Genomic DNA, 26,926 nt, shown 5'->3' on the forward strand with positions numbered 1-26,926 from the left:
AACCATATTTAGGATATTTTACAAACAATTTTTCTGTAATTTCTCATGTCAGGTTTGGTGCAAGGCTAGTGGGAAACTAGCCGAAATCTATATGAAAAACCGAGTATATTCCAAATTTTTCTTCATCCGCACCATTTTGTATATGAAAAATCGAGTACCTTTCCGATATTAGATAGAGTAGCGATTTCCAATATACATAAAAAAGGGAGAAACCACATTGATGAACGAAACGAGCATGTTCTCTCGCAACAATGCAAGACGCCTGTTGCTTCTAGCGCTCGCCCTAGGCTGCCTCCTCTCCGGCGGCATCAGCTGGGCCGCCGCCCCGGCTCCCGCCGCCGCCGCAAGCACAGCGACGGCGGCGCCGGCCAAAAACGTCGTCCTGCTGGACTCAGCCAGCGGACGTGCGTTTGTGCCGAGCCGGGCCTTAGACGGACTGAACGGCATCCACGTTCAGTGGGACGCGGCCCGGCAGCAGCTGACGATCGCGCAGGGCGAAGCCACGTCCGCGATCCTGAAGGCCGGCTCCGCCAAAGCCGAAGTCAATGGCGAGCCGGTCGCCTTAGCCGACGCGCCGTTCGCCCTGGCCGGCGCAACCTACGTGCCGCTGCAGTTCGTCAGCGCCACGTTCAATTTGCCGGCGGAATGGGACAAGGCCGCCGGCTCCATTACGCTGGGTCAAGGCGATGCCCGCTTGACCCTGCCGTACGCGAGCCGCAGCGCGCTCACCAGCGCCGGCGCCTCCAAAGCGATCGTCAGCGCGCGCAAGACGTTCAAAGTCGGCGGACGTTCCTTCTCCACGCAGATGGTCACCATCTCGCTGATGGATCCGAAGGTCCGCCTAAAGGTCGCGCTCGCTGGCGACGCGATTGGCAAAGTCGAGGAGTTGAGCAGCCTCGCCAAGCGCCACAAAGCGGTTGCCGCCATCAACGGCACGTTCTTCAACGCTTATACCGATAACGCCTACAAAGCGCCTTACGGCTATATCGTCAGCGGCGGCGCGTTGAAGATGAAGGCTTCCGGCGACAAGCGTACGATCTTCACCTATGACTCCAACCTGCTGGCGCGGTTAATCCCTGGCGAAGACTTCAATGATGCCTTTAACGCAGGCACGATGGAAGGAGCGCTTCAAGCCGGACCACGACTTGTGGTCAATGGCAAAGTGGCCATCGACGTTAAAGCTGAGGGCTTCAAGGACCCGAAAATCCTCACCGGCGGCGGTGCCCGCAGCGCCCTGGGGATCACGCGGGACCATAAGCTGATCCTGCTGACCACCGGCGGTGCCACGATTCCGCAGCTGGCGGAAATCATGAAGCAAGCCGGCGCGTACCAAGCGATGAACCTTGACGGCGGCGCTTCCAGCGGCTTGTATTATAACGGTAAATACCTGACCCAGCCGGGCCGCAAAATCAGCAATGCGCTGATCGTCACCTACCAATAAATAAGCCACCAATTAACTTAACAACGAAGCCTCGGCTAAAGCCACCAAAGGACTGTCAAGCGAACCGAACCCAAAAATACCGAACCTAAGAATCGAGCCACAGAACCAAACCAAACCAAACGAAAAACGGCACTTCCAAGGAGCTCCCCAACAAAGGAACAGGCTCCTAAGAAGTGCCGTCTTTATTCATCAACCTCTTATCTCAACCCTTTACGCCGGTTCGAAATGTCGAGCCATACGGCAAAGACGAGAATCGAACCCTTCACCACGTATTGCCAGAACGACTCCAGCCCCATCAGCGACATTCCATTGTCGAGCGAAGTCATGACCAGCGCACCGATCAAAGCGCCGAGCACCGTCCCCGCGCCGCCCATCAACGATGTCCCGCCGATGACGCAAGCTGCGATCGCATCCATCTCTGCCATGTTCCCGGCGGTGATCGTCGCCGAAGCCAGGCGCGACGTCAAGATAATCGACGCGATGGACGCCAGCAACCCGCTGAGCAGGAAGACGGTCATCGTCTTGCGGCGGATGTTGATACCGGACAGCCGAGCCGCTTCCAGGTTACCGCCAATGGCATAAATGTGCCGGCCGAAGGTCGTTTTGGTGGACAGGAAGAAGAAAATGGCCGCCAGCACGATAACGAAGATGATTGGGAACGGAATGCCTTTATAGGCATTCATCACAAGCACGAAAGCGATGACCAGCAGGGAGAGCGCCGCCATCTTGATCACGTCCACCACAAACGGCGCCACCTCGAAGCCATATTTCTGCCGGGAACGGCGTTTACGCAGCGTACTCCATACAATCAGAGCGATGGCCAAAACCCCAAGGATGATGCCGAATCCCGAGGCAAAATACGCGTTACCTAACAGCGCCAGCACTTTATCGGAGACCGGGATTGTCATCGATTTCGTCACGCCCATCAGCGTCCCGCGAAAGACCATCATGCCCCCCAATGTGACGATAAAGGCGGGGATCATTTTGTAAGCGACCAGCCAGCCTTGCACCAAGCCTAAGATCGCGCCAGCCGCCAGCGTTGCGAGAATGACTACAATCGCCGGAAGCTCCAGCCAGTTGCTAAAGATCGCGGCAAGTCCGCCGGTTAACCCCAAGATAGAGCCCACCGACAAGTCGATATGCCCGGCGACGATCACCAGGACCATCCCAATTGCCAAGATCGAGGTCACCGACATTTGCGTAAACAGGTTAGATAAGTTCCGCGGCGTCAAAAAGGTGGGGTCCAGCAGGCCAAAAAACACCCAGATCAACACCAGTGCCCCCACCATCGTGTAGGCGCGCACGTCCATTTTGCCGAACAGGCTGCCCCACAGCGTCGACTTTACCGCCGAACCGTCCGTTTGTTTACCGATTTCCTTTTGAAGCTCCATGTTTATTTCCCTCCTGTTGCGGCTTGCATAATATTTTCTTGGGTCGCTTCGCGCCAGTCGAACTCCCGGACGAATCGGCCTTCACTCATCACCAGAATCCGGTCGCTCATCCCAAGCACCTCTGGAAGCTCCGAGGAAATCATGATGATCGCCACGCCCTGGTCGACCAGCTGATTCATCAAATGATAAATCTCATATTTCGCCCCGACATCAATGCCGCGGGTTGGTTCGTCCATAATCAGAATTTTCGGGTCAGACATCAGCCATTTGCCGACGACGACCTTCTGCTGGTTCCCGCCGGACAACGTACCGACAGGGGTTTCCAACGATGCGGTTTTCGTCTTTAAATCCTGCACATATTTCAGACCCCAGCGGATTTCCTCGTTATCGTTAATCACACCAAACTTCGAGACCTTCGCCAACGTCGCCATCGTTGTATTCGTCTTGACGTCCATCCCCATGACGAGACCTTGACGCTTGCGATCCTCGCTGACGAGGGCGAGTCCGGCGCGAATGGCATCGGAAACGGAGCGAATCCGCACCGGTTTGCCTTCGACGAAGACCTCACCTGTCGCCTTGCCGCCGTAAGCGCCAAACAGGCTGCTGACCAGCTCCGTCCGGCCGGCCCCCATTAATCCCGCGATGCCGAGGATTTCCCCTTTGCGCACCTGGAAGCTGACATCCTTAATCACCCTCTGATTCCGCTTCTCCGGATGCCACACGTTATAGTTTCGAACCTCCAGCACGGTATCCGATGGGCGATGCTCCACCCGCGGGTACCGTTCCGTCAGCTCCCGTCCGACCATCAGCGATACGACTTGGTCGTCATTCGTTTCCTTGCGATCCAACGTCGCGATCGTGCGGCCGTCGCGAAGTACCGTAATCGAGTCGGCCAGAGCAAACACCTCCGGCATCTTGTGCGAGATATATACGCAAGACACCCCTTCGCTGCGCAGTTGATTTAGGATGTCCATCAAGATCGCCACTTCACTTTCCGTTAAAGCGGCTGTAGGTTCATCCAGAATCAATATCTGCGTATGCTTGGACAGTGCCTTGGCGATCTCCACCAATTGCTGCTGGCCGATGCCGAGACTGCCGATTTTGGTGTCCGGAGAAATATTCAGTCCAACCCGCTTCAACCATTGCGCCGCATTATGATACAGCTCATCCCACTGGATCACGCCGCGTTTGGTGGGTTCTGCCCCAAGGAAAATATTCTCGCCAACCGTCATCTCCTTCACAAGCGCCAGCTCCTGGTGAATGATGGCGATGCCGGCTTTTTCCGCATCGGCAATGCCTTGGAACTGCTTCTTCTCGCCGCCGATGACGATGTCCCCGCTATAGGTGCCGGCTGGATACAAGCCGCTTAGCACCTTCATCAGCGTGGATTTACCCGCTCCGTTCTCGCCGCACAGCGCGTGAATTTCCCCTTTACGCACTTGGAAGTTTACGCGGTCAAGGGCTTTCACGCCAGGAAACTCCTTGCTGATGTTCACCATTTCCAATACATACATAGGCTTAGCTCTCCTTCATTCGCCTAAGGATCGGCGAATAGCGCGAAACCAAGGAGGCGCCGAAGCGCTCCCTGATTTTCGCCGCTTCCGCCCTAACCGGGTATCCGGTTCGTATTACTTCGGCCATTGATCCTTGGGTACGTTTTTGTACACGTCCTCCAGCTTGTGGAACCCGTCATCAATTACGACATTCAGGCTATCCTTGTTGACTGGAATCGGATCCAGCAACACGGAAGGTACGTCAATCTTACCGTTGTTGACCGTTTTATCGGCTTGGACTTCCTCGCCTTTGGCGGCTGCAACGGCCATTTCTGCAGCGGTGGTAGCAATCGATTTAATCGGCTTGTAGACGGTCATCAGCTGCGTTCCTTCAGCGATCCGTTGAACTGCAGCCAAGTCTGCATCCTGCCCGGATACCGGGATTTTGCCGGCCATTCCTTGGGCGTTTAACGCTTGGATAACCCCGCCGGCCGTACCGTCATTTGCAGCAACTACGCCCTGGATATCATTGTTATTGGCGGTCAGCGCGTTCTCCATGTTCTTCAGCGCTTCCTCCGGCTTCCAGTCCTTGGAGAACTGGTCATAGACGATCTTGATATCGCCTTTCTCCTCCAGCGGTTTCAGCACGTTCATCGCGCCTTCCTTAAACATGTGCGCGTTGTTGTCCGTATCCGCACCGCCGATGTATACGATGTTGCCCTTTGGTGCGGCATCAATGACAGCTTGGGCTTGGAGTTCACCGACCCGAACGTTATCGAAGGAGATGTAGTAGTCAACGTCCGAGTTTCGAATCAAACGGTCATATGCGATGACCTTGATGCCTTCTTTGTGCGCTTTTTCCACGATTGGTGCAGTCGCTTCCGCGTTATGCGCGATGACGACCAATACGTCAACGCCTTGCGAAATCAGCTGCTCAGCTTGGCTCAACTGGGTTGCATCGTCACCGTTTGCCGCAAGCACCTTCACTTCGCCCCCGAGCTCTTCGACTTTAGCGGTGAATAAATCCCGGTCCTTCTGCCAGCGTTCTTCCTTCAGGGTGTCCATGGACATCCCGATCACGATTTTCCCGTCGTCCTTGCCTCCAGCCGTGCTGCCCGCATTGTTCGTTGCGTTCCCGCTGTTGGCGCTGCCATCCGATACAATTCCGCAGCCTGCCAGGGTGGAAGCCAACAAAATGGCCGCCAAACTTAACCGTACAAAATGACTGTGTTTTTTCACTATGCCTACGCCCCTTCTTTTTGAAGAATTGAGTAATGATTGCGCTTACATGAATATCGTAGCACTGCTTCCCTTACTTCGGTTCGGTCAAAGCCTGCACTCGTTTGCGCTTGTTCTGCATTCCTTTGTCATCGGATGTAAATGCTTTCATAACCGATGCTTTCACTGGATTTTTTTGTGCAATCACAACAAAAAAGTCCTTGTCTGGGACAAGGACTCACTGAACTGCACGGAAGCATTATTATTCCGTTTCGATTTGCTGACGATATTCGCTTGGGCTAATGCCGACGGCTTTCTTGAATACCCGGCTAAAATAATTGGGATCTTTGTAGCCTACCTCATAACAAATTTCCTTCAGACTTAACGAGCGCCCGGCGATCAGCCGCTTCGCCTCCTCAATCCGCAGTCGGGTGAGATAGTCGCTGAAATTCTCTCCGGTCTGCAGCTTAAACAATTTGCTGAAGTAGTAAGGACTGAGATTCACATATTCCGCCGTTTGCTCCATCGAGATCTCTTCTTTGAACCGCTGGGTGACGAACAGGATCGCCCGCTGCACCACATGCGAACGGCTGTGTTCCTTTCGTTCCCGCAGGCTATCCATCCAGATGCCAAGCCGGTGCAGTACGCGTTCCCGCAACACTTCCGCATTCTCGCAAGCGCGAAGATCCTCAATTAACTCGGGACCGTCCCCTGCCTCCACGCCGCGGCTCAAATAGAGGAGCAGCCCAATTACATCCCCGCGCAGATGCGGAAAATCATCCGAACGCTCCTCCTGCAGGCGTTCAAATAACAGGTTAAAGCGCTCGGCAGCTTCGGCTTTGTCCTGCTGCAGCAGCGCATCCAGCAGCTTCTTCTCCTCATCCAGCGAAATCGCAGGGCTGCCCGAGCTTTCGGCGATATCGTCATAATGCCGAACGCAGACGATATCCTGCTCCTCCGCGCAGACGCGGACCGCTTCGCGGTACGAGCGGCTTAGCCCGTCCCAGCCCTCGCGAACGCCGCCGATCCCAACAGACAGCGGCAGCCCAAAGCGCTCCTCCACCTGGCTGCGCAACCGCTCGCCCCATTCCAGCGCCATCACCCGCTGCTCATACCCCGGCCGTCCCGGCGGCAACGGGATAAACAAAGCAATCTTATGGCCCACTACCGGGCTGACTAGGCAGGACAACCCCGGCTTCGCCCATTGCTTGACCGCTTCGTAAATCTCCTTCTTAGCCACCTGGAAGCTGGCCCATTCTTTGGGGTTATGCTTCGCAAACGACAGGACCATCGCATAGCCCTTCCGCCACTGGAGGTTCAGCATCCGAGCCAGTTGGTCGGCTTCTACCTCCTGCGCATATTCCAGCATCAACATCAGCGACAGCTCGTTCTCCGCCAGCGGTAATAGATGAGAGAGCTTCTCCTGCAAGGAGAGCTGCTCATCCCGGGCCCGCTTCGCCTCTTCGGTTTCAGCGATCAGATGCTTCAATACGTCTAGAATTTCTTCCCGCCGGGCCGGCTTCAGCAGATATTCCCGCACGCCAAGCGCCAACCCCTCCTTCGCATAGGCAAAATAATCATGGGCCGTGATAATCACCACCCGAGCCCCCGGTTGACGGGCCATGATCTCCCGTACCGCTTCCAATCCTTGAATCCCGGGCATTTTGATATCCATAAAAATAAAATCCGGCCGTTCCTCCTCCGCCAACTGGATCGCCCTGCGCCCGTTCTCCGCATGAACAAACCGGAACGTATCCGGCATCGCGTGACGGATCATCATTTCCAGACCTTCTCGTTCCAATGCTTCATCATCCGCAATCAGCAAAGTGTACATTTCGGATTCCCCCTTCCCGTCCTATGAAATCCCTATGCGCAGTGGCAGCGTGAACCGGACGGCGGTGCCTGCCCCTTCCTCGCTGTCGATCTCGATTTGTTCCTCACCGTCAAAAAATAAATGCAGCCGCTTGAACACATTATGCGTACCCAGGCCGGTCGAATGCCGTTTACCACCAAATTGCGGAGCGTCTCCGCGCACCGATTGCAGCAGCCGATCCACCGTTTCTCGGCTCATGCCAACCCCGTTATCGCGGATTTCGATTTCGACCCGATCCTCCTCGCTAAGGCGAATCACCAGTTCCAGCACAGCCCCTTCCTCCATATGCTCGATGCCGTGAACAAAAGCGTTCTCCAGAATTGGCTGAAGGGTTAAGCAAGGAACTCGCCCGTCCAATGTCCGTTCGTCGATGTTCATCTTGAAGGCAATCCGATCGCGGAAGCGCGCCTTCTGGATGTTCATGTATTCCGTCACATGGGCCACCTCCTCGCGCAGCGGAACCGCCTGGTCCAGCTTCTGCAGGTTGTAGCGCAGCAGACGCGATACGGAAACAGCCAGATCGCTTGTCTTAGTCGCCCCTTCGAGATAGGCGAGCTTGGAAATCGAGTTTAAAGTATTAAATAAAAAATGCGGATTGATCTGGCTTTGCAGCGTCTTGAGCTCCAGCTCCTTCACCAGTCGGTCCTTCTCCAAGTTGTTAATATTCTCCGCCATCAACTGCTGGATATTGTCGATCATCCCGTTAAACGCCCGGCACAAAATACTGATCTCATCGTTGCTGTCGCTCTCCGGCGCCTTCGTGTCCATCCGCCCCTTAGAAATCTGTTTGGCGGTCGCGACCAGCCGGCGGATCGGATTGGTAATGCTGCGTGACAGCCAAATCGCCAGCAGAATGCTGAATGCCGCTGCCGTCACCACCAATAGAATGCCCAGCTTGTTCAGATTTCCGGTCGCATCCATCATCTCTTCGTAGATCGGCTTATATTGCTCTAGCTCCAAGTCGACCAGCTCCTGCGCCTCCTCGCGGATAAAACGCTGTGTCTGCTCCGCTTCGATATAAGCCCCGGCCATCGTATCGGAATCCTCGTAGCTAATCCGCTCAATCATCGCCTCGGCCTGCTCCAGGAAGGTGTCGATCAGGTTGCGATAATTGGCGAGGGCCAGGTCGCTGCCGCCAATCGTCCGGAGCCCGTCGAGATCCGATCGCAAGGACTTGACCGCATTCAAATGCTTTACGACTTCGGGCAAGCTCTCCTGATCCAACTGCATAATGAATCGGTTCATCGACCGCATGTTCTCCCCCACCTCGTAGGAGATCTCTTTGTACAACAGAATGCGCTTCATCATCAGGTGATAGCTCTCTTGAACACTCTTTCCGCTTTGGAACAGGAAGAAGGACACCGAACTCATCACCAGCACCAACAACGGAATAAACAGAAACAATTTACGGCGGATGCTCATAAACTCTCGCCCTCCTCCACGTTGTGCGCATTTAGCACTTTCACTTCCGTGAAGTAGGCCTTCTTCAGCGCTTGTCCCCCGAAGTGCTCATAGAGCAGCCGAACCGCCGTTTCTCCCATCAAAAAAGGCTGCTGCGCCACCGTCGCTTCAATCTCCCCTTTGCGAATAGCCTCCAGCGTTTCCTTCTGATTGTCGAAGCCGATGATCGTCAGGTCGTCGCGGTTCTTGGCAGCCTGCAGCACGCCAAGCGCATCGGTTGCACTCGTACCGACCATAATGGTGATCTCGGGATGGTTCCGAAGCATGTTAGCCGCCTGCTGAATCGCCTCCATGTGGGAGATGTTCGAGCTGCGAACGTCCACGATCTCCAGCCCCTCGTGTTCGGCGACGATTTTCTTCAGCCCGTCCAGCCGCTGCAGCTGGTTGGCCGCCTGATCACTGCCGATGATCACGCCGATCTTGCCAATCCCGCCAGTCGTCTCCACGACAAGGCGACCCAGGCGCTCGCCCGCGGCTAAATTGTCAGTGCCGACATAAGTCAGCCGCTGGCTGTTTGGCGCGTCGGTGTCAATGGTCACAACGGGGATGCCACGGCGTACCGCCTTATTGATGACTGGCGTAAACCGCTCTTCATTTAACCCCTGCACAATAATTGCATCGACGCGGGCGGCGATCGCTTTTTCCAGCAAATTCAGCTGTTCCTCCATGTTGTTGCGCACCGGTCCCGTGAACTCAATGTCGATGCCGTATTTCTCCGCTGCCTCCGCCGCCCCTTTCTCGACCATTTCCCAATAGGGATGATACCGCTCCTGCTCGATCAGCACGATATGATAGCGCGGCTCACCGCTCGCGGGCTGCCCTTGCAGCTCTTTAACAATGCTGCCCATCTTCCCCGAGTACCTCGCAAAGCCGATGAACAAATAGACCAAAACCACGATGCAAATCAACATACCCGCCAGCCATTTCTTGTCCTTCATGAACCAGTTCACCTCTTCCGATAATCCTATCTCAGTATGTAAGCGGTTGCAACGGGAATTTGTGTCAGTTTGGGGGGCGCAAATATCTCCAACGCTCCTTTTTCATGATTATCCCTTATACTCAGGGAAATTGGAGTTAGAACTGAGGAGGGGATCTCTGATGATCTTATTGCCCCACTACTCCCACACTTGCCCTACTTGCCTACCTGACTCATGGGGATAATGGTGCAAAAGCAACCCCATAAGAGAGGATGCGTCAGAACGCAAATAGCCCAAACCGATCTACCGGCTTGGGCTAAATCATTGAGGACAATTCCAGCAGACTGGCCAACGACGACTCAGGCTTGGTCCTCGTCCGCCGCGTACCGCAATCCGAACTGGCGTCTGGCTTCCTCCATCAGCTCGGCAACGGCTAGCGAACGGGCATGGGTATTGATCTGGCTTTCCCGCTTGCCGCTGAGAATCAGCTCAATGAACTCCAACGCTTCATAGTACATCGACTCCTGCGGCTGGAAGCAGGTTAATTCCTCAGTTGTGCCGTCACGGTACAGAATTTTAGCCTCATAGGGCTGATTGATCCGATCGATCACGATCGTACCGTTTTCCCCTTGGATTTCCGTTGGCAGATAGGAGTCGGTAATTTTCGAATACATGATCACGCCGTCCATCTCCGGATACCGCACAACAAGGCTGCCTTCTCCGTCCACGCCCGAAGACAACATCACCGCAGAAGCCTGCACCGATTCCGGTTTCCCGAACAGTGTCACCATCGGATAGATACAATAAATGCCGAGGTCCATCAAAGCCCCGTTAGAAAACGCGGGATTAAAGGCATTCATCACCTTGCCTTGCTTAAAGGCATCATACCGCGAAGAATACTGACAATAGCTTGAAAAATAGCGCCGCACCTGGCCGATTTTGTACAAATTATCCTGCACGGCCCGGAAGTTCGGCATCAGCGTCGACTTCAGCGCCTCCATCAACAACACATCATTGCGACGCGCCGCTTCGATCATCCGGCGAACCTCTGCCGCATTGGACGCCATCGGTTTCTCGCATAACACATGCTTGCCGTGGTCCATCATCAAGATGGCCTGCTCCGCATGAAAGGAATTCGGGCTGGCGATATAAACGGCATCGACGTCAGAGCTGGCCGCTAAGGCTTTCAAATCCGTATAGACCTGCGGGTCGCCAAACTTGGCAGCAAACTCTCTGCCCTTCTCCTCGGTCCGGGAGTAAACCGCCGTTAAGGCAAATTGCTCCGTTTCCAGTGCTGCCTGAATAAAACGTTCCGTAATCCAGTTCGTTCCAATCGTGGCGAAACGTATCAAACTGATTTCCTCCCTTTGTTCATGGTTGCTTCACTCGTATTCTCTCATTCCCGGTTAGACTTGTCCACTTTCGCATGCTTCCGTTTTCTTGTCAATACGAACTGTTTACTTGCACAGGCGAAGAGAACTCATCTACAATAGATATAACGAAATGAACAAGGTTTCGGGGTTTAAGAGGGGTGATATTGTGATCAACGACAGCAAGTTTTTTTCCAAAAATGAAATCAAGTATATGGTCAGCGGAGACTCCATTTCCAAAGGCGTCATCTACGATGAGCAACGCCGTAAGTACGTCGTCTTGGAGAACAACTATGTATCGCTGCTGCAGCAGAAATTGAAGGGTGCGGTTCATAATACCGCGCGGTTTGGTAACACGTTAATGAAGGGGCTCACGAACCTGAAGCGGGACGTAGAGAAGGATAAACCCCACATCGTTTTGATCGAGTACGGAGGCAATGACTGTGATTTCAACTGGAATGAAATTGCTGAGCATCCCGAAGCGGAACACCACCCGAAAACCGACTTTCCTCTATTTGAGAAAATGCTGACCGAAGCGATCCAATTCGTAAAGAGTCAGAACATTGTCCCGGTCCTGATGAGCTTGCCGCCGCTCAACGCCGACAATTACTTCAAATGGGTCAGCCGCAACGACCCGGAAGCGGAGAAGAACATCCTGAAATGGCTGGGGAGCGTCACGAAGATTTATTGGTGGCAGGAACGGTACAATTCAACGATTCTGAAAGTATCGGAAATGACCAAGACCAAAATGATTGACGTGCGCGGCGCTTTTCTAGAGCACCCTGATTACACGAAGTTCCTCTGCTCAGACGGCATCCATCCCAATGAAGATGGGCACCGGATCATCTGCGAGAAAGTGCTGGAGTTCGTCCGCAATAACTACGGTTTTTTGCTGCGGGAAGGCGGCGGACTGGCGCTGGAATAGAGAGATGTGATAAAACGAAGAGACCTGAGGATGTCAGGTCTCTTTTTTTCTGCGCTGCAAATCGCTCCAAACCTTCTTGTTGCTATATTCCTTGTTGGTGCTAATGTCTGGACCAAACCAAGCCGGCGGCTCAAAGGACCGCGCCTCCTCCTCTGAGCTGAACTCCACTTCAAGAACGATAAAATCGATCTGGTCGTAAACGTCGATCTCGACTGTACGCTTGTCCCATTCGGCAGTTACCCGTCGTTTGGTTAAAGGAATGGCCTGATGAATCCCGATAATTTGCTGATACAACCCTTCCGAAATGGATACCTCCACTTCTTCCCGGGACAGGCCAAACCCTCTTTTGAAGGTATGCGTAAATTGAATCTCTCCGGTACGCAAGTCCTCGATTCTGCGAACCCGCAGCTCCTGATCCTCATGCAGGGCTAGATACGTCTGGTCGATCGCATGTTCCGACCGTACCACCAGCTCTCCCTCCCGAATCAGTTGCTCTGGATACGCCGGCAACAGAAACTTGCGTTCAATTTCCAGCGACAACGGAAAAAACCTCCTCATGTTCTTTTCAGTAAAAATTACACGGGTCATATCCATTATACGAATACATACCTAGGGGGACAATCACGTGAAACTCATTCAAGTCATGAAGATTGCGCTAAAATTCCGCTTGCTAACAGCCGTCCCGAGGAGTTTAAGCTCCCTGGGACGGCTTCTTTAGGTCATATCGGAAATCTATGCGAAATTTCATATATAAAGTGGCGGACTAGCGAAGGAAAAAGGGAATCTACTCGGTTTTTCATATAGATTTAGGCTGTTTCTTGCGGAAACGAGCAAATCTATATGAAATTTCATACAGATCCCCTTAAATCCGCCCGTTTCGTTAAATTGTATTCGATTTTTCATATACATTGGCGCAAGAGGGGGGGACGGCTTTGTCGCACGCAAGTTTATGGCGCCCGGTACCCAATCTCCCCGTTGACGACAGTCATGAGCACCTGCGCCTGGAGAAGCTGCTCGGGGTCACCTTCAATTTCCCGGTCAATGACCGTAAAATCCCCGGCTTTCCCCACAGCGATCTCCCCGCGCTCGTCCGCTTCCCCGGCGGCCTGGGCACTGCCGCGGGTAAAGAGCGCCACGGCCTCCGCCGTCGTCAGCTTCTCTTCGGGCAGATAGCCCTCGTGCGTCTCCTCCGGCGCCCGCCGGGTCACCGCCGCATGCAGCCCAAGGAACGGGCTGAGCGGCTCGATGGGCGCGTCGCTGCCGCCGGCGCAGGGGATCCCGGCCGCCAGCAGTTTCTTCCAGGCGTACAGGTACGCCGTACGCCCTTCCCCCACCCGCTCCAGCACCCAGGGGAAGTCGCTGGCTACGAACCGCGGCTGGATATCCGCCGCGAGCGGCAGCGCGGTCATGCGCTGGACGAGCCCGGCGTCCAGCACCTGCGCGTGGATCAGCCGGTCCGGAAGCCGGCTGCCCGGCGCAAGCGGCTGCGCCTCCATCGCGCGCAGCGTGAGGTCAGCGCCGCCATCCCCGATCGCATGCACAGCGATCGGGAAGCCCTGGCGCCGCGCCGCCCGCACAATCTCGGCGAGCCGCTCCTCCGGATGGATCGCCATCCCCCGCGTGTGCGGCGCATCGCTGTACGGCTGCTTCAGCAGCGCCGTGCGGCCGCCGATCGCTCCGTCGGCGAACAGCTTCACCGCGCCGATACGCAGCCAGTCGTCGCCGTCGCCGGCCCGCACCCCAAGCTCTTCCGCTTCCTCCAGAAACGGATAGTACAGCAGCTGGTGGGTGCGGAAGGCGATCCCTTCCTCGCGCAGCTCGCGGCAAATGCGCTGCATCGTCTCGATGCTGCCGAGAAACCGCAGGTCCTCGGTATGGGCAGCGGTGAGCCCCAGGCGCAGCGCGTCAAGCCAGGCGCGGCGAATGGCGTCCTTCTTCGCGGCATAGTCCGGTTCTGGCTGCGCTCGGGTGAACGGCACCGACGCCTCCTCATACACCCAGCCAGTGAAGCGCCCTTCCTCGTCCCTGCCGTATGCCCCGGCTTCCGGGTCCGGCGTATCTGGCGTAATCCCCGCGCGGCGGAACGCCTCGGAATTGGCCAAATACGCATGGAAGCAGGTGCGCGTCAGGAAGATTGGATGGCGGGTGCTAACCGCGTCCAGCTCCTCCAGTGTTGGTGCCGCAGCGGGTACGAACCGATTCTCGTCCCAATTCAGGCCGAGAATCCATTCGCCGGGCGGCGTCACCGCCGCGCGCTCCCGGACAAGTCGCAGCATCTCCTCCTTCGAAGTGACGCCGCTGAAATCAAGCATGGCGAGCTTCATGCCGTGCATGGACAGGTGCATATGCGAGTCAGTTAAGCCGGGGAGCACCACGGCCCCTTCCCAGTCGACGGTACGCACCGCCCGGCCTGCCAGCTGCAGCTTCAGCTCCGCCGTCCGCCCGATGGCGCGGATGCGGCCGTTTTCCACGTATACCGCATCGGCTTCTTTTTCAGAGAGTCCGGTTGGCTCCAGTGCTTGGATTCTCCCGTTGATAAATAACGTGCCCGTCACGAACACCGCTCCTTTCTGCCTGCCCGTTCAGCCTGTTTGTCAGTATTTTTGCGGGCTTCCCTTACATTCCTAGCATAAACTGAACGATCTTGTCGTGCATTCCCGGCAGACCTTCATGGCCGAAATCCGGGTAAATCTCCAGCTTCTTCGGCGAAGTGATCGCGTTGTAGGCAGCAAATTGGGTGGATGGCGGGCAAATCTCGTCCATCAATCCAACCCCCATCAGTACTTCCGCTTGAATGCGGCTGGCCAGATGATGCACATCAATGTAGCCCAGCTTGGCAAACAACTCCTCCTCCCGTTCATGCTGCGGATCAAAGCGGCGGAAGTACAAGCGTAATTCCTCGTATGCATTCTTGGCCAAATCCATCTCCCATACCCGGCGGTAATCGGAGAGGAACGGATAGACTGGAGCAGCCCGACGAACCCGGGGCTCCAGCGCTGCGCATGCTAACGTGATCCCGCCGCCTTGCGACCAACCGGTGACGCCGACGCGGTTCTCATCCACCTCCGGCATCTCCATAGCGATCCCCGTCAATTGTACAGCGTCCAGGAAAATATGGCGGAACAACATATTTTGCGGATCCCCGTCTACCCCGCGGATGATATGGCCTTGCAGCGTATTGCCGATCGTTCCGCCAACATCCTCCGATCTGCCGCCTTGACCGCGGCAATCCATCGCAAAGACGTGGAAGCCAAGCGAAGCGTATCCCAGCTTTTCCGTCCAGTCGCCGGCATTCCCGGAATAACCGTGGAACAAAATCACGGCAGGCGCCGGGCCGTCCGATTTAACCGGGCGCACGTATTGCGCATGGATGCGGGCTCCTTTTACTCCGGTAAAATAAAGATGATAGCACTCCACACCCGGCACTTGATATTCCGCCTTCTCCAATTGAACCTGTGAATCCACTGCGCGCATTTCGCGCAGCGCTGTCTCCCAATAAGCGTCGAAATCCGGCAGCTTGGGGTTAATTCCTTTGTACTTGCGCAACTCGTCTAAGGGCATGTCAATAACCGGCATTGGCCTCTTCCTCTCTCCACAATAGGGGCTGATTTACACCGTCCGGCTGAACTGCCGCAGCAGTTGCCGGGCCATCGCTCACAGTATAGCTTGACAACGCTTTCTATACAAGTGGATCGGAGGCGATGACCGGTTTGCGCGCCCATGGTACACTATTTTTATAGATAACAGATAAAAAAACGAACGGATAGGAGCCATACCTATGAACAACAAGTACACCATCGTCTTCTTTGATCTCGACGGCACGCTGCTGAACGAGGACAAGCAAGTTCCGCAGGATACGATTCAGGCCATTGCTGAACTCAAAGCAAGCGGTATCGAGCCGGTGATTGCAACCGGGCGGGCGCCGTATTTTTTTCAACCGATCGCCAAGCTGCTTCACATCGAATCCTTCGTCAGCCTAAACGGGGCTTACGTTGTCTACCGGGGCGAGCCGCTGCTTCAGCGGCCCCTGCCTGCGCAAAGCCTTCAGAAACTCGTTGAGTTGGCTGGGCGCCATCAGCATCCACTCGTATTTCAGGGGCATGACCGTTACTACACCAATACCGAAGCTCACCCCTTTGTCGTGGAATCTATTAATTCGCTGAAGGTCGAGCATCCGGGATTCGATCCGGAATTTTGGAGCAAATCCCCGGTGTATCAAGCTTTTCTGCATTGTGAGGAGCAGGACGAAGCGTTGTACGATGGACAATTCGAGGACTTGCGTCTGATCCGCTGGCACTCGAAAGCGATGGATGTCACGCTGCGCGGCGGCTCCAAGGCGGTGGGCATCGCAGCCATGCTGGAACGTCTCGGCATCCCTCTGTCTGCCGCAGTCGCCTTCGGAGACGGTCTGAATGATAAGGAAATGCTGCAGGAAGTCGGTTTAGGGATCGCCATGGGCAATTCTCATCCAGACCTGCTGCCTCATGCCGATTATGTCACGGCGGCTGTGGATGAGGGCGGCATCCGTCAAGGTCTGCGTTATGCGGGACTGATTAACTGAGACTTTTCGCAAAAAATAGGAGATTCTTTGAAACATCTGCAGCTCTTCCTGCGTCAAAGGGTTAAACCAGTCTGAATCCGGAAGGAGGGAAATGATACCTTAAGCCTCGCCGTACGCTATGCGAGAGCAGAGCAGACGGCGAATCTGATTCGTTTAACTCATTACTGTTTCCGGGAGGGACTTGACGAATGAAACGGAACAGAACGTTCTCTTTCTCTAAACTTTCCAAGCTGACGCTGCTCATGGTCATCGCGTTCACGATGATGTTTGGCGGTACGGCCTCAGCTTTCAGCGACATTAAAGGTGACCAGGAGCAAAAGGCGATCGAACGCCTGGAGAAGATGGGAATCATTAAAGGCGACCTTCACGGCCGTTATTATCCGGCCCAGAAGCTGACAAGTGCGGAAGCCGTCACGCTGATCGTGAAAACGCTGGATCTCAACTTCGATACGATCCGGTTCATCAAACTGCCCAAAGCCAGCGATTATTACACCAAGATAAAGGATCATGCTTGGTATTCCGAAGCCTTTGTGATCGCGAACTACTACGGGCTGGGCATTCCGAAGGACATTAACCCGGCCGCCAAAGTAACGAAGGAGCAATTTAGCCACTGGTTGTTCAAAGCGCTGAGCGTAAAGGGCGAATACGCGTTTACGATGCAATATGTGTCCATCAAGGACGAGAAGCAAATCAACAAAGACTATATGAACAGCATTCAAGCGCTGCTGAAAGCCAAAATCGTTACCTTGGATAAGAAGGGAAACTTCGGACCAAAGCAACCGATCTCCCGCAGTGAAGCAGCAGGCATGCTTGACCGGACGCTGCAATTTATTAAAGACAATGAGCCGATTGCGAACCCAATTCCCGGCTTGTCTAATTTTACCGTGAGCACAGACAAACTCACCAGCGACGTGACGAAGGTGACGATTACGGCGATGGCGCCGCACCCGGGCTACGGTCTGGAAGTGTCGAGCATCTCCTTTAAGGATGACAAGGCAGTCATCGACTATCGCATCGTCGAGCCTCAACCTGGGCAATTTTATCCGCAGGTCATTTCCGAGGTGAAGGCCGTCGCATACATTCCAGCCGGATTCCAGCCGGTGCTGGGCGCTCCATCCAAATAATCAGCATATTATGAATAAAAAAGAAAGGACCGCATGGATCCGGCAGCAGCCGATCGATGGCGGTCCTTTTTTTATCGTGGAGATTATGCCTTCGGCTCCGGGGTTGTTCCAAACGTCCGAATCCACCGATAGCGATTCACCTTCACGATCGCTACAAAGCATTTCAGGATTTGATCCGATTTCAGACAGATAAACGTCAGCAGCGGCGACAACCCCCATACTACAGCGCAGAGAAAGGATGAAGGCAATACGATCAGCCACATGAAGATTAAATCGTTGTATAACACAAATTTCGTATCTCCTCCGCTGCGCACGATGCCCGTCAGCACCGGCATTTGATAAGCCGTGCCTACCGCTGTTATGGAGAGCACCGTCATAAACTGCAAGGCCAGATCCTTGGATGCCGGGGATATGGCATAAAAGCCCAGCACCATGTCTTTGATCAAGAAGAGCACGGCCCCTGTCGCCAAACCGATAAACACATAAAGCACCTGCAGCGTTTGGGCGTAAGGCTTGATTTTTTCCGGATGTCCGGCGCCAATCGTCTTCCCGATAATCACAGCCGTCGCACTGGCCGAAGCGTATGTGACGACCGACACGATTTGGAAGACTGTTGTGGCGATACTGTTCGCGGCAATCGCCGCTTCCCCCATATGCCCCAAGATTCCAGACTGTACCGCCATGGCCAGCCCCCAGAGACCGTTGGACATCAGGATGGGAGAGCCCACGCTAAGGTATTGTTTGAACGTCCCCCGGTCAAATCGGAAGAAGTCCCGCAGCGTGAACCGGATTTTGCGATCCACTCGTTTGAGATACACCAACACGATGACCAGCTCGATGATACGGGCCGTTAGCGTCGCCGCCGCCGAGCCTCTCACCCCCCAAGCGGGGAACCCGAAATGCCCGTAGATCAGCAAATAGTTCAAACAAACATTGATCAGTAACGTCGACACGGAGAGGATAAATCCAACTCTGACCGTCTCCACGCTGCGCAGAGAAGCGAGCAGCAGGTTGGTTGCCGCAAAGAAGAGATAGGAAAAACCGATAATCCGTAAATACTTGGCCCCTTCTGTGATGACGTTGTCCTCGTTGGTGAATAAGGACAGGCATCCGTGCGGGAACAAGAATACCGCCAGCCACAGCAGGAACGCCAGCAGCAGTGCGATGCGCATTCCAATGCTGGCTACCCGCTTGATGGTTCGGATGTCCCGCGCGCCCCATGCCCGTGATGAGAGGATGACAACGCCCTCCCCTACGCCCATCACAAGCATTTGCAGCAAGAACTGGATCTGGTTAGCCAGAGCTACACCGGATAAGGCCGATTCACTGTAACCGCCAAGCATGATGTTATCCGATAAATTGACGCCAAAGGAAATAATGTTTTGCAGAGCAATCACTAAAGTTAGTCTGAAAAAGCTGTGATAAAATGCCTTATCCTGCACCAGAAGTTTCATGTTTGCGTACCAGCTTTCATGTTTGCTTACTAGCTTTCACGTGTGCTTACCAGCCCAACGATTTGAAGCGGATATCCCGTTCCCATAGCTCTTGCAGTTTTCGCAGCGATTCCTCCGGCAGAGGCGCGCTGCTTGCAGCTACATTTTCACGGAGCTGAGCGCTGTTTCGGACGCCGGGAATCACCGTTGTCACCTCAGGATACGCCAAAATAAACCGCAGCGCCGCCATCGTCATCGTCGTGTGCTCATCTTCCAGGAAGCGAATTTGCTCCACCAGCTTCGCGCGGGTCTGAATCACTTCCGGAGACCAGCGGCTGCGCACGCCGGAGAACGAGCTGTTGCCGTTATATTTGCCCGACAACCAGCCGGAATCCAGCGGCACCTTAATAATGAGTGCAACATCTTTCTCCTGTGCGGCCTGAAACGCTTGTGCCGTTTCCTGATAAAAGATGTTGAACATCACTTCCATAACCCCAAGCTGAGAATGCCCCAGCGCCTCCAACATTTCGCGGCTGGAATCGACGGACACGCCATATGCCAGAATTTTGCCTTCCGCCTTCAGATCCTCCAGCACTTGATAGTGACCGTATTTACCATCCAGAACATCAAACGGCGGATTATGGATCAAGACCGAGTCCAAATAATCAGTTTGCAGCCGCATCAGGCTGCGTTCCACCGAATTGCGAATCTGAGATGCGGAATAATCGGTCCCTTCCGGGGAATGACCGAACTTCGTATTGATGACCGCTTTGTCCCGTTTTCGCTCCAACGCTTTGCCGAGTAAGACCTCGCTTTTGCCTTGACCGTAATTGGGAGCGGTATCAAAAAAGTTCACCCCAAGATCCAACGCCTCATGTACGAGACGGATGGCCTCATCCTCCTCCATTCCCGCCCAATCCTGCTTGTTGCCAAGCTGCCAAGCGCCAAAGCCGATTTCCGACACCTGCTTGCCGGTTGTTCCGTACCTTCTGTACTTCATCCTCTCACGCTCCTGCGATGTTTGGATTTTAAATCAAGGAACTCTTGCCCCAATTCTAGACCGGATCATGTAAGCCGCGCAAGGAGAAATCCACTCCCCCCCTTTCCTACTTGAAACCTTTCCGCATACAACGTTAAGATATATGACATAAAAGAGGTTTTTTACGGGAAATACCGCAAAAACCTCTTTACGAAAACCGGAAGCTTGGATTATGATGCCATAAGCATGATACCTAATCTTACATATTTAAGATTTGAGGATATACGCGCGGGACTCGGACTCCGAGCTGACAAACGACCTCATAGTTGATTGTTCCCATCCAATCGGCGACCTCGTCAATCGCTATCGCCGCCGTATCGCCCGTTCCGCCGAAGAGGATCACTTCCTCTCCCGCTTGGACGCCCTCTACCTCGGTGACGTCTAACATCGTCTGGTCCATGCACACTCGGCCGATGATCGGCGCCCGCTGTCCGCGAACCAGCGCAAACCCTCGGTTCGAAAGCGTCCGTGACAGCCCGTCGGCGTATCCGATGGGAACCGTGGCGATCAGCCGCTCTTCACTCGCCCGGAACGTCCGGCCGTAGCCGACGGATTGGCCCGGCTGGATCCGCCGGAGCGAAGCGATTTTCGTCTTGAGCTGCATCGCCTGCTGCAAAGGATACTCCGGCAGCCGCAGCTGCGGCGAAGGATATAACCCGTAGAGTGCGATCCCGATGCGAACGAGATCCAGATGCATTTGCGGGAACCGCATCGCGGCAGCACTGTTGCAGCAGTGCTTGATCGGTACGTGCAAGCCGTGGGCCTCCAGGGCATCGAGGCAAGCTTGGAACCGGGCGAATTGCTCCCACGTATACGTCGGGTCGGGTCCGTCCGCATCCGCGAAATGGGTAAACACGCCTTCCAGGATGACGAAGGGCGCAGCCGCTGCCGCAAGTTCAGCGAGCTCAATCACCGCCCGGGTGCTAGATAAGCCGATCCGGGACATCCCGGTATCCACCTTCAAGTGGATGCGTGCTGCACGCCCGTACTTTCTGGCGCAAGCGATCGCCTCATGCAGGACTTCCCTGGTATCCACCGTCAAGGTAATGCCCTGCCGAACCGCTGCTTCGACGCCAAACGGTGGCGTGTAGCCGAGCACGAGAATAGGTTGTGATATACCAACCGCTCGCAGCTCTAGCGCCTCATCAACGAGGGCCACGCCAAGATCATCGGCGCCGGCATGGATGGCAGCTTGCGCCGCTTGCACCGCTCCGTGACCGTAGCCGTTCGCTTTGACTACGGCCATCAGCCGACAGCCCTTGGCGATTTGCTTGCGGAAGAGCCCCGTATTGTGGGCGATGGCGTCCAGCGACACCTCCGCCCAAGTTTCCCGATAGCCAGTAGGGGTGGAGACCCTTGATCGCATCATTGTCATCGTGGAATACCTCTTTCCTCATAAATAATCATTATGAAGCATCTTGAAATTAAGTATAATTCAGCCGCTCCTGCCGGGGTTTGTCTCCCTATCCCAAAAAAACGGCATGATCCTAGTGCGGCTTCACAAACCATATCGCATCGGAGGTGACGTTCGCCTATGTGCCAAGATCAAGACGATATTTTCGAGCCCTATTCCGACAATCTGGAATTGCTCGCGGAGAAGATCAGCGATGTGTTAGGGCGTCCGGTCACGATCGAAGACGCCAACCATCGGCTGGTTGCCTACAGCTCGCACGAGCCGGAGACCGACGCGGCGCGGCTGGCCACCATCGTCGGGCGCCGGGTGCCCGACCAGATCATTGGCAGTCTCTGGCGAGATGGCGTTATGCCTCGCCTATTGGAGAGCGAAGCGCCGATTCGCGTCGCCCCGATTCAAGAGGTGGGGCTTAGCGGCCGCGTAGCGACAGCGATCCGTTCAGGCTCCCGGGTGGTCGGCTTTATTTGGGTGCTGGAAGCGGAGAAGCCTTTTTCGGACCAGGAAATGGCGTTGGTCGCCAAGGCGGCCCAAGCGGCCCGCACCAAAATGGCTAGGTGGCAGCTGCAGCGCCATAAGGAGGAAGAGGCGCATCGCGATTTTTTCTGGCAGCTGCTGACCGGGCATCTATCCAATGAAACCCTGATTCGGGATAAAGCCCAGCGGATCGGGATCACACTCCCTCCGCAGTTCCATGTGGTTGTTCTGCAGTTTGCCGCCGAAGTGAAGGAATCGTGGCAGCGGCAGGCGCTGGAGAAATGCGCTCCTCTCTCCGCGAACAGCCGGATCGTGCTGCGCGCCATTAATAAGAATCAGCTGATTTTGCTATTCGCACCGCTAACGTCGGATACGATGGATGGAGTCACCAGCCAGCTGGGGCTGCTTCAACAGAATTTGCGCACCTTTTTTTCGCCGCATTTCCTAGGATTGGCCAGCGGATGTCTCTACAGCGAATACGGACGGCTGGAAGACAGCTACCGTGAAGCGCTGCTCCTGCTTGAAGTGAAGCAGCGGTTCCCCAAGGAGACGGGAGATCACGTGATGTATGGCGATCTCGGGTATTACCGCTACCTGCCCCGGATCTGGGAAGAGCTTCAGCAACATGGCGGCGCAGGCAGCCAACTGGCCCGGCTGCGGGCCTACGATCAAGAGCATCACAGCGAGCTGGTGCACACGCTGGAAGTGTTTTTGGCGCATGACAGCAATGCGAAGACAGCCGCCGAAGCGCTGCATGTTCATGCGAATACCCTGAATTACCGGCTGAAGCGAATCACTGAAATCGGCCGGATCGACTTAACCAGCATGGAGCAGAAAGTAACCTTATATTTGGAACTCAAAGCCGAACGTTTCGGCGGCAGCAACGCATTGTGAAATTTCACAATGCGAGCAGTCTTTTTTCTCATATCTCCACAAACAAAAATTGCAGCTCCTGTCCTATACTGATGTCAGATCGTTTGACAGAGGAGGTTACCGCATGATCGTTGGAGTCCCCAAAGAAATTAAAAATAATGAAAATCGAGTTGCCCTGACCCCATCGGGCGCCTATTCGCTGGTTCAAGCAGGTCACTCGGTATGGATCGAGACTCAGGCGGGTGCTGGCAGCGGCTTTGAGGATACGGAATATGCGGCCGCCGGGGCCAAGGTGGTCAGCCGTGCCGCCGAAGCTTGGTCGGCTGATCTGGTTATGAAGGTAAAGGAACCGCAGCCGTCGGAGTATGGCTTCTTCCGTCCAGGTCTGATCCTGTTCACATATTTGCATCTGGCGCCGGAACCGGAACTGACCCAAGCGTTAAAAGATCAAGGCGTGACCGCGATCGCGTATGAAACGGTCGAAGTGAACAAAACGCTGCCGCTGTTGACGCCGATGAGCGAGGTTGCCGGGCGGATGTCCGTGCAAATCGGAGCGCAGTTTCTGGAGAAGCCGCATGGCGGCAAAGGCATCCTGCTCGGCGGTGTGCCTGGCGTGAAGCGCGGGAAAGTGACGATCATCGGCGGCGGTGTCGTTGGCACGAATGCAGCCCGAGTAGCCATCGGTCTGGGTGCCGATGTGACGATCATCGATCTGAATCCAGATCGCCTGCGGCAGCTGGAGGACATCTTTGGCTCCAGCGTGCAGACGCTGATGTCAAATCCGCAGCACATTGCCGAAGCGGTTGCCGAATCCGACCTGGTGATCGGCGCGGTGCTGATCCCTGGTGCCAAGGCGCCAAAGCTGGTCACCGAAAGCATGGTAAAAACGATGCGCCCCGGCTCGGTGATCGTGGACGTGGCTATCGACCAAGGCGGCATCTTTGAAACGGTCGACCGAATCACGACCCATTCCGATCCGACCTACGTGAAGCATGGCGTCGTGCATTACGCCGTAGCGAATATGCCGGGCGCCGTGCCGCGCACCTCTACGCTCGCGCTGGCTAACGCTACGCTGCCTTATGCGCTGGAGATCGCTTCGAAGGGCCTTTACACGGCGCTCAGTGAGCGGGCCGCTCTGCGCAAAGGCGTCAACGTCGCCGCAGGTGTGATCACGTACGCCTCTGTAGCCCGTGACCTGCACTATGAGTATGTGCCGGTTGAAGAGGCGCTGGAGCTGTCCAGCCCGCCAGTGAACTAGGCGATTTCACTTACATCATGAAGAGATCCGCTATCGCGGGTTTCTTATTTTATGTGGGCGCTATGCTGTGGTGTGAAAGACGACTCCCCCCGTTCGGCCAGCGACAGCTCGATGATTCGGTCGAGCAGTTCGCTGTAAGGGATGCCAGCGGCAGCGGCGCTGCGCGGGAGCAAGCTGTTCGCTGTCATCCCCGGCAGCGTATTTACCTCCAGCACGTAAGGCACTCCGTCCTTGAGAATCATATCGACCCGGGCGTAGACACGGCATTGCAGCAACCGATAGCAAGCCAGCGCTGCTTCGCGCACCCGTGCCGCAACATCGGGAGGCAGGGTGATCGGCTTTTCCTCCGCCCCGCCATCGCTGTATTTGGCTTCGTAGTCAAACCACTCCGCTCCATTGGCCGCCCGGATGCCCAGCACCGGGAGCAGCTCCCCGTCCAGGATCGGGCAGGTGATTTCCTGGCCGGACACCATGGACTCAACGAGCACGGACTCGCCCCATCGGAACGCTTCCTCCAGCGCGCTGCCTAATAACTCCGGCCGATCAACACGCTGGACACCGATACTGGAGCCTCCGGCATTTGGCTTGACGAACAGCGGATATGTGAGTCCCGCTGCCTTGGATTCCCACGTTCCGTCCGCGAACATTCGCCGATCCAAATAGGCTCCGTCCGGCGTCGCGATCCCTTCGGTCTGCAGCAGCCGCTTCGTCAGATTTTTATCCATGCATAAGCTGCTGGACAACACGCCGCTGCCCGAATACGGGATGCCCATTGTCTCCAGCACGCCTTGTACGGTACCGTCCTCGCCAAAAACACCATGCAGCGCCAGTAAAGCGAAGTCAATCCCCCTCACCCGGTCGATCAGCTCCTCGCGCTTCGTTAGCTCAATCGGTATCACTTCATATTTATTGGAGTCCAGCTTCCCCACGATTTCCTTCCCCGTCATCAGCGAGACCTCGCGTTCCGAGGAGACGCCGCCCATAATGACGCCAACCTTCATTCTGTTTCTCTCCTTCACCCGTTGTTTTACGTCCATGCAGCACCTAACTCGAACTCTCTTGCAACTAATTCAGATCCCCTAGCAGCTTTGCAGCCATTTCACCGATCAGACGAATCCCTTTCTCAATGTCTTCCTCCGGCACCCGCGAGAAGCCAATCCGCATCGTATTCCGCCCCCCGCCGTCAACGTAAAACATATCCCCCGGAGTGAAGAGGACGCCCTGATCTGCACAAAGCTCGAGCAGCTTCCACGTATCGAACTCCTCCGGGAACTCCAGGAACAAATGTAACCCGCCGCTTCCTGACAACCGAGAGAATGGGACGTACCGTTCACAGCAGTCCTTCGTCCATTCGTACTTCCGCCGATATTCGGCCCTGGCCCGTTTCAGATATTTTTCGAGATTCCCGTTCAGCAAATATTGATATAGCAAAGATTGGTCTAACGTCGAGGTATGAATGCTGCGCGCCCGTTTGACGCTTTCCAGCACCTCGATCAGATCCCGATCCGCTAAGATCCAGCCAACGCGAATCCCCGGGAACAGCACCTTCGAGAAGCTTCCCAAGTACACCACGCCGTTCCCCTGCCCAGCCATCGCAATCAGCGGCGCAACGTGAGAGCCGGAATACCTCAGCTCCTCATTGAAACCATCCTCGATTACCGGCACTCGGTAGCGGCTAAGCAACTCCAGGATGGCCAGTCGCTTCTCGGCAGACGTCACAATGCCGGTCGGATTATGATAGGAGGGCACCAGGAACGCGCCGTCGAACGGCTGCGCCTTCAGCTCGCGCTCCAGCGCTGCAAGGTCCATTCCGTCCGGCTCCATCGGGATTCCGGTGATCTCAAACCCGTGGCGCCGCAAATTTTTGATCGCGGTCTGGTGGGTTGGGTTTTCGCATAACATGCGCCCGCCCGTATTGCCATCCCGACCGAGAACGGACAACACGATGTCCAGCCCTTCCGTAAACCCGCTGGTGATCAACAAACCCTTGCCTTGCAGATCCACGCCTTTGCGTTCCATATAGTTCAGCAAATAATCGATAAGTGGTTTATATCCTTTGGCATATCCATAGTTCAATAAGACGCGGCCTTCCACCGCCATCCGATCCAGGAATGCGCGTTTGACGTTCTCTAAATCAAACAGTTGCTCATCGGGGGCGATGCTCGTAAATAAAATGGCGCCTTTCGCCGCCCGCATGCCAGGCTTGCTGCGTTTCATATGGTCGAGCTCCACGGACAGCCGGGCTTGCCGGTTCATCCGCTCTCGCCAATCCATCTGCCAAGCAGGGACCGCCTGCCCGCTGGGGGCAGAGACCTCGGCGACAAAGTTCCCTTTGCCTGTGACCGCATACACCAGCCCCTCATCCTGCAAGGCTTCATAGGCGGCAATGATACTGCCCCGGCTGACGCCCAGCAACTCCGACAGCTCCCGTGTAGAGGGAAGCTTCTGCCCAGCCTGCAAAGCGCCTTGCATCATCAGCCGTTTGATATAATTTTTCACCTGTACGTAAACCGGCGTTTCCGCCACAAGTTTAAATTCATGAAACACCCTATATCGCCCCCACCCTCATGATGGCATATTTCAGGCCAAAAATAAAAGAACCACCCTCCCGCATTTTTGGGAGGAAGGTGGTTCTTCCGTTTTTATACCATCACTTTCAAA

At 55.3% G+C, this 26,926-nt stretch carries 21 protein-coding genes; 6 read left to right on the top strand and 15 right to left on the bottom strand.

Features of this window, described 5'->3' with window-relative positions; genetic code table 11:
• The first annotated feature begins 220 nt into the window (after positions 1–220).
• Positions 221–1,441, top strand: a complete 1,221-nt coding sequence (locus tag PBA01S_RS13070; protein ID WP_127576134.1) for a phosphodiester glycosidase family protein — start codon at positions 221–223, stop codon at positions 1,439–1,441.
• A 197-nt stretch (positions 1,442–1,638) separates the two neighbouring features.
• Here the strand turns inward: PBA01S_RS13070 and PBA01S_RS13075 are convergent, their stop codons facing one another.
• From PBA01S_RS13075 to PBA01S_RS13105, 7 genes are all read right to left on the bottom strand, one after another.
• Positions 1,639–2,832, bottom strand: a complete 1,194-nt coding sequence (locus PBA01S_RS13075; protein ID WP_028539634.1) for a sugar ABC transporter permease — start codon at positions 2,830–2,832, stop codon at positions 1,639–1,641.
• Positions 2,833–2,834: 2 nt separating this feature from the next.
• Positions 2,835–4,346 carry a xylose ABC transporter ATP-binding protein gene (locus PBA01S_RS13080; protein ID WP_016313300.1) on the bottom strand — a complete coding sequence of 504 codons (1,512 nt, stop codon included), beginning with the start codon at positions 4,344–4,346 and terminating at the stop codon, positions 2,835–2,837.
• A 114-nt stretch (positions 4,347–4,460) separates the two neighbouring features.
• A complete protein-coding gene (xylF, locus tag PBA01S_RS13085) occupies positions 4,461–5,564 on the bottom strand; it encodes a D-xylose ABC transporter substrate-binding protein (protein WP_016313301.1) in 1,104 nt (367 codons plus the stop codon).
• Positions 5,565–5,805: 241 nt separating this feature from the next.
• Positions 5,806–7,377, bottom strand: coding sequence for a helix-turn-helix domain-containing protein (locus tag PBA01S_RS13090; RefSeq protein ID WP_127576135.1), 1,572 nt, complete (start codon positions 7,375–7,377; stop codon positions 5,806–5,808).
• A 21-nt stretch (positions 7,378–7,398) separates the two neighbouring features.
• A complete protein-coding gene (locus tag PBA01S_RS13095; RefSeq protein WP_127576136.1) occupies positions 7,399–8,838 on the bottom strand; it encodes a sensor histidine kinase in 1,440 nt (479 codons plus the stop codon).
• Positions 8,835–9,815 carry a sugar-binding protein gene (locus PBA01S_RS13100; protein ID WP_255315353.1) on the bottom strand — a complete coding sequence of 327 codons (981 nt, stop codon included), beginning with the start codon at positions 9,813–9,815 and terminating at the stop codon, positions 8,835–8,837. Before PBA01S_RS13100 ends, PBA01S_RS13095 begins: the two co-directional genes overlap by 4 nt.
• 338 nt (positions 9,816–10,153) lie before the next feature.
• A complete protein-coding gene (locus PBA01S_RS13105) occupies positions 10,154–11,143 on the bottom strand; it encodes a Gfo/Idh/MocA family protein (RefSeq protein WP_028539639.1) in 990 nt (329 codons plus the stop codon).
• A 190-nt stretch (positions 11,144–11,333) separates the two neighbouring features.
• Between PBA01S_RS13105 and PBA01S_RS13110 the strand changes: the two genes are divergently transcribed.
• The gene (locus tag PBA01S_RS13110; protein ID WP_307719255.1) at positions 11,334–12,089 is read left to right on the top strand and encodes an SGNH/GDSL hydrolase family protein; all 756 of its coding nucleotides are present in this window, start codon (positions 11,334–11,336) and stop codon (positions 12,087–12,089) included.
• A 33-nt stretch (positions 12,090–12,122) separates the two neighbouring features.
• On the opposite strand, the gene PBA01S_RS13115 is transcribed toward PBA01S_RS13110, so the two are convergent.
• The 3 genes from PBA01S_RS13115 to PBA01S_RS13125 all read right to left on the bottom strand — a co-directional run bounded on the left by PBA01S_RS13115 (position 12,123) and on the right by PBA01S_RS13125 (position 15,665).
• Positions 12,123–12,629, bottom strand: coding sequence for a CYTH domain-containing protein (locus PBA01S_RS13115; protein ID WP_127576138.1), 507 nt, complete (start codon positions 12,627–12,629; stop codon positions 12,123–12,125).
• 407 nt (positions 12,630–13,036) lie between these two features.
• Complete coding sequence (locus PBA01S_RS13120; protein ID WP_127576139.1) at positions 13,037–14,644, bottom strand: amidohydrolase; 1,608 nt, start codon at positions 14,642–14,644, stop codon at positions 13,037–13,039.
• 61 nt (positions 14,645–14,705) lie between these two features.
• A complete protein-coding gene (locus PBA01S_RS13125) occupies positions 14,706–15,665 on the bottom strand; it encodes an alpha/beta fold hydrolase (protein WP_028538723.1) in 960 nt (319 codons plus the stop codon).
• Positions 15,666–15,867: 202 nt separating this feature from the next.
• Between PBA01S_RS13125 and PBA01S_RS13130 the strand changes: the two genes are divergently transcribed.
• Both PBA01S_RS13130 and PBA01S_RS13135 read left to right on the top strand, forming a co-directional pair.
• Positions 15,868–16,650 (top strand): Cof-type HAD-IIB family hydrolase, encoded by a 783-nt coding sequence (locus PBA01S_RS13130; protein ID WP_028538722.1) that lies wholly within the window; start codon positions 15,868–15,870, stop codon positions 16,648–16,650.
• Positions 16,651–16,838: 188 nt separating this feature from the next.
• Positions 16,839–17,774, top strand: coding sequence for an S-layer homology domain-containing protein (locus PBA01S_RS13135; protein ID WP_028538721.1), 936 nt, complete (start codon positions 16,839–16,841; stop codon positions 17,772–17,774).
• Between the two features lie 83 nt (positions 17,775–17,857).
• On the opposite strand, the gene PBA01S_RS13140 is transcribed toward PBA01S_RS13135, so the two are convergent.
• The 3 genes from PBA01S_RS13140 to alr form a co-directional block, all read right to left on the bottom strand.
• Positions 17,858–19,228: an MATE family efflux transporter gene (locus tag PBA01S_RS13140; RefSeq protein ID WP_028538720.1), complete on the bottom strand. Its 1,371-nt coding sequence runs from the start codon at positions 19,226–19,228 to the stop codon at positions 17,858–17,860.
• Positions 19,229–19,274: 46 nt separating this feature from the next.
• The gene (locus PBA01S_RS13145; RefSeq protein WP_028538719.1) at positions 19,275–20,207 is read right to left on the bottom strand and encodes an aldo/keto reductase; all 933 of its coding nucleotides are present in this window, start codon (positions 20,205–20,207) and stop codon (positions 19,275–19,277) included.
• Positions 20,208–20,445: 238 nt separating this feature from the next.
• On the bottom strand, positions 20,446–21,621 hold the full coding sequence (gene alr, locus PBA01S_RS13150; protein ID WP_127576140.1) for an alanine racemase: 1,176 nt from the start codon (positions 21,619–21,621) through the stop codon (positions 20,446–20,448).
• Positions 21,622–21,780: 159 nt separating this feature from the next.
• Here alr and PBA01S_RS13155 point away from each other — a divergent pair, with 159 nt between their 5' ends.
• Together PBA01S_RS13155 and ald are read left to right on the top strand one after the other, a co-directional pair.
• Positions 21,781–23,028 (top strand): PucR family transcriptional regulator, encoded by a 1,248-nt coding sequence (locus PBA01S_RS13155; protein ID WP_127576141.1) that lies wholly within the window; start codon positions 21,781–21,783, stop codon positions 23,026–23,028.
• 103 nt (positions 23,029–23,131) lie between these two features.
• On the top strand, positions 23,132–24,265 hold the full coding sequence (gene ald / locus PBA01S_RS13160) for an alanine dehydrogenase (RefSeq protein ID WP_127576142.1): 1,134 nt from the start codon (positions 23,132–23,134) through the stop codon (positions 24,263–24,265).
• Positions 24,266–24,309: 44 nt separating this feature from the next.
• On the opposite strand, the gene PBA01S_RS13165 is transcribed toward ald, so the two are convergent.
• Entirely contained in the window at positions 24,310–25,266 is a 957-nt protein-coding gene (locus PBA01S_RS13165) for a D-alanine--D-alanine ligase (RefSeq protein ID WP_127576143.1), read from the bottom strand.
• Between the two features lie 64 nt (positions 25,267–25,330).
• Entirely contained in the window at positions 25,331–26,812 is a 1,482-nt protein-coding gene (locus PBA01S_RS13170) for an aminotransferase-like domain-containing protein (RefSeq protein WP_127576144.1), read from the bottom strand.
• Positions 26,813–26,926 lie beyond the last annotated feature (114 nt).

Source organism: Paenibacillus barengoltzii NBRC 101215 (genome assembly GCF_004000745.1).
Lineage (GTDB): Bacteria > Bacillota > Bacilli > Paenibacillales > Paenibacillaceae > Fontibacillus > Fontibacillus barengoltzii.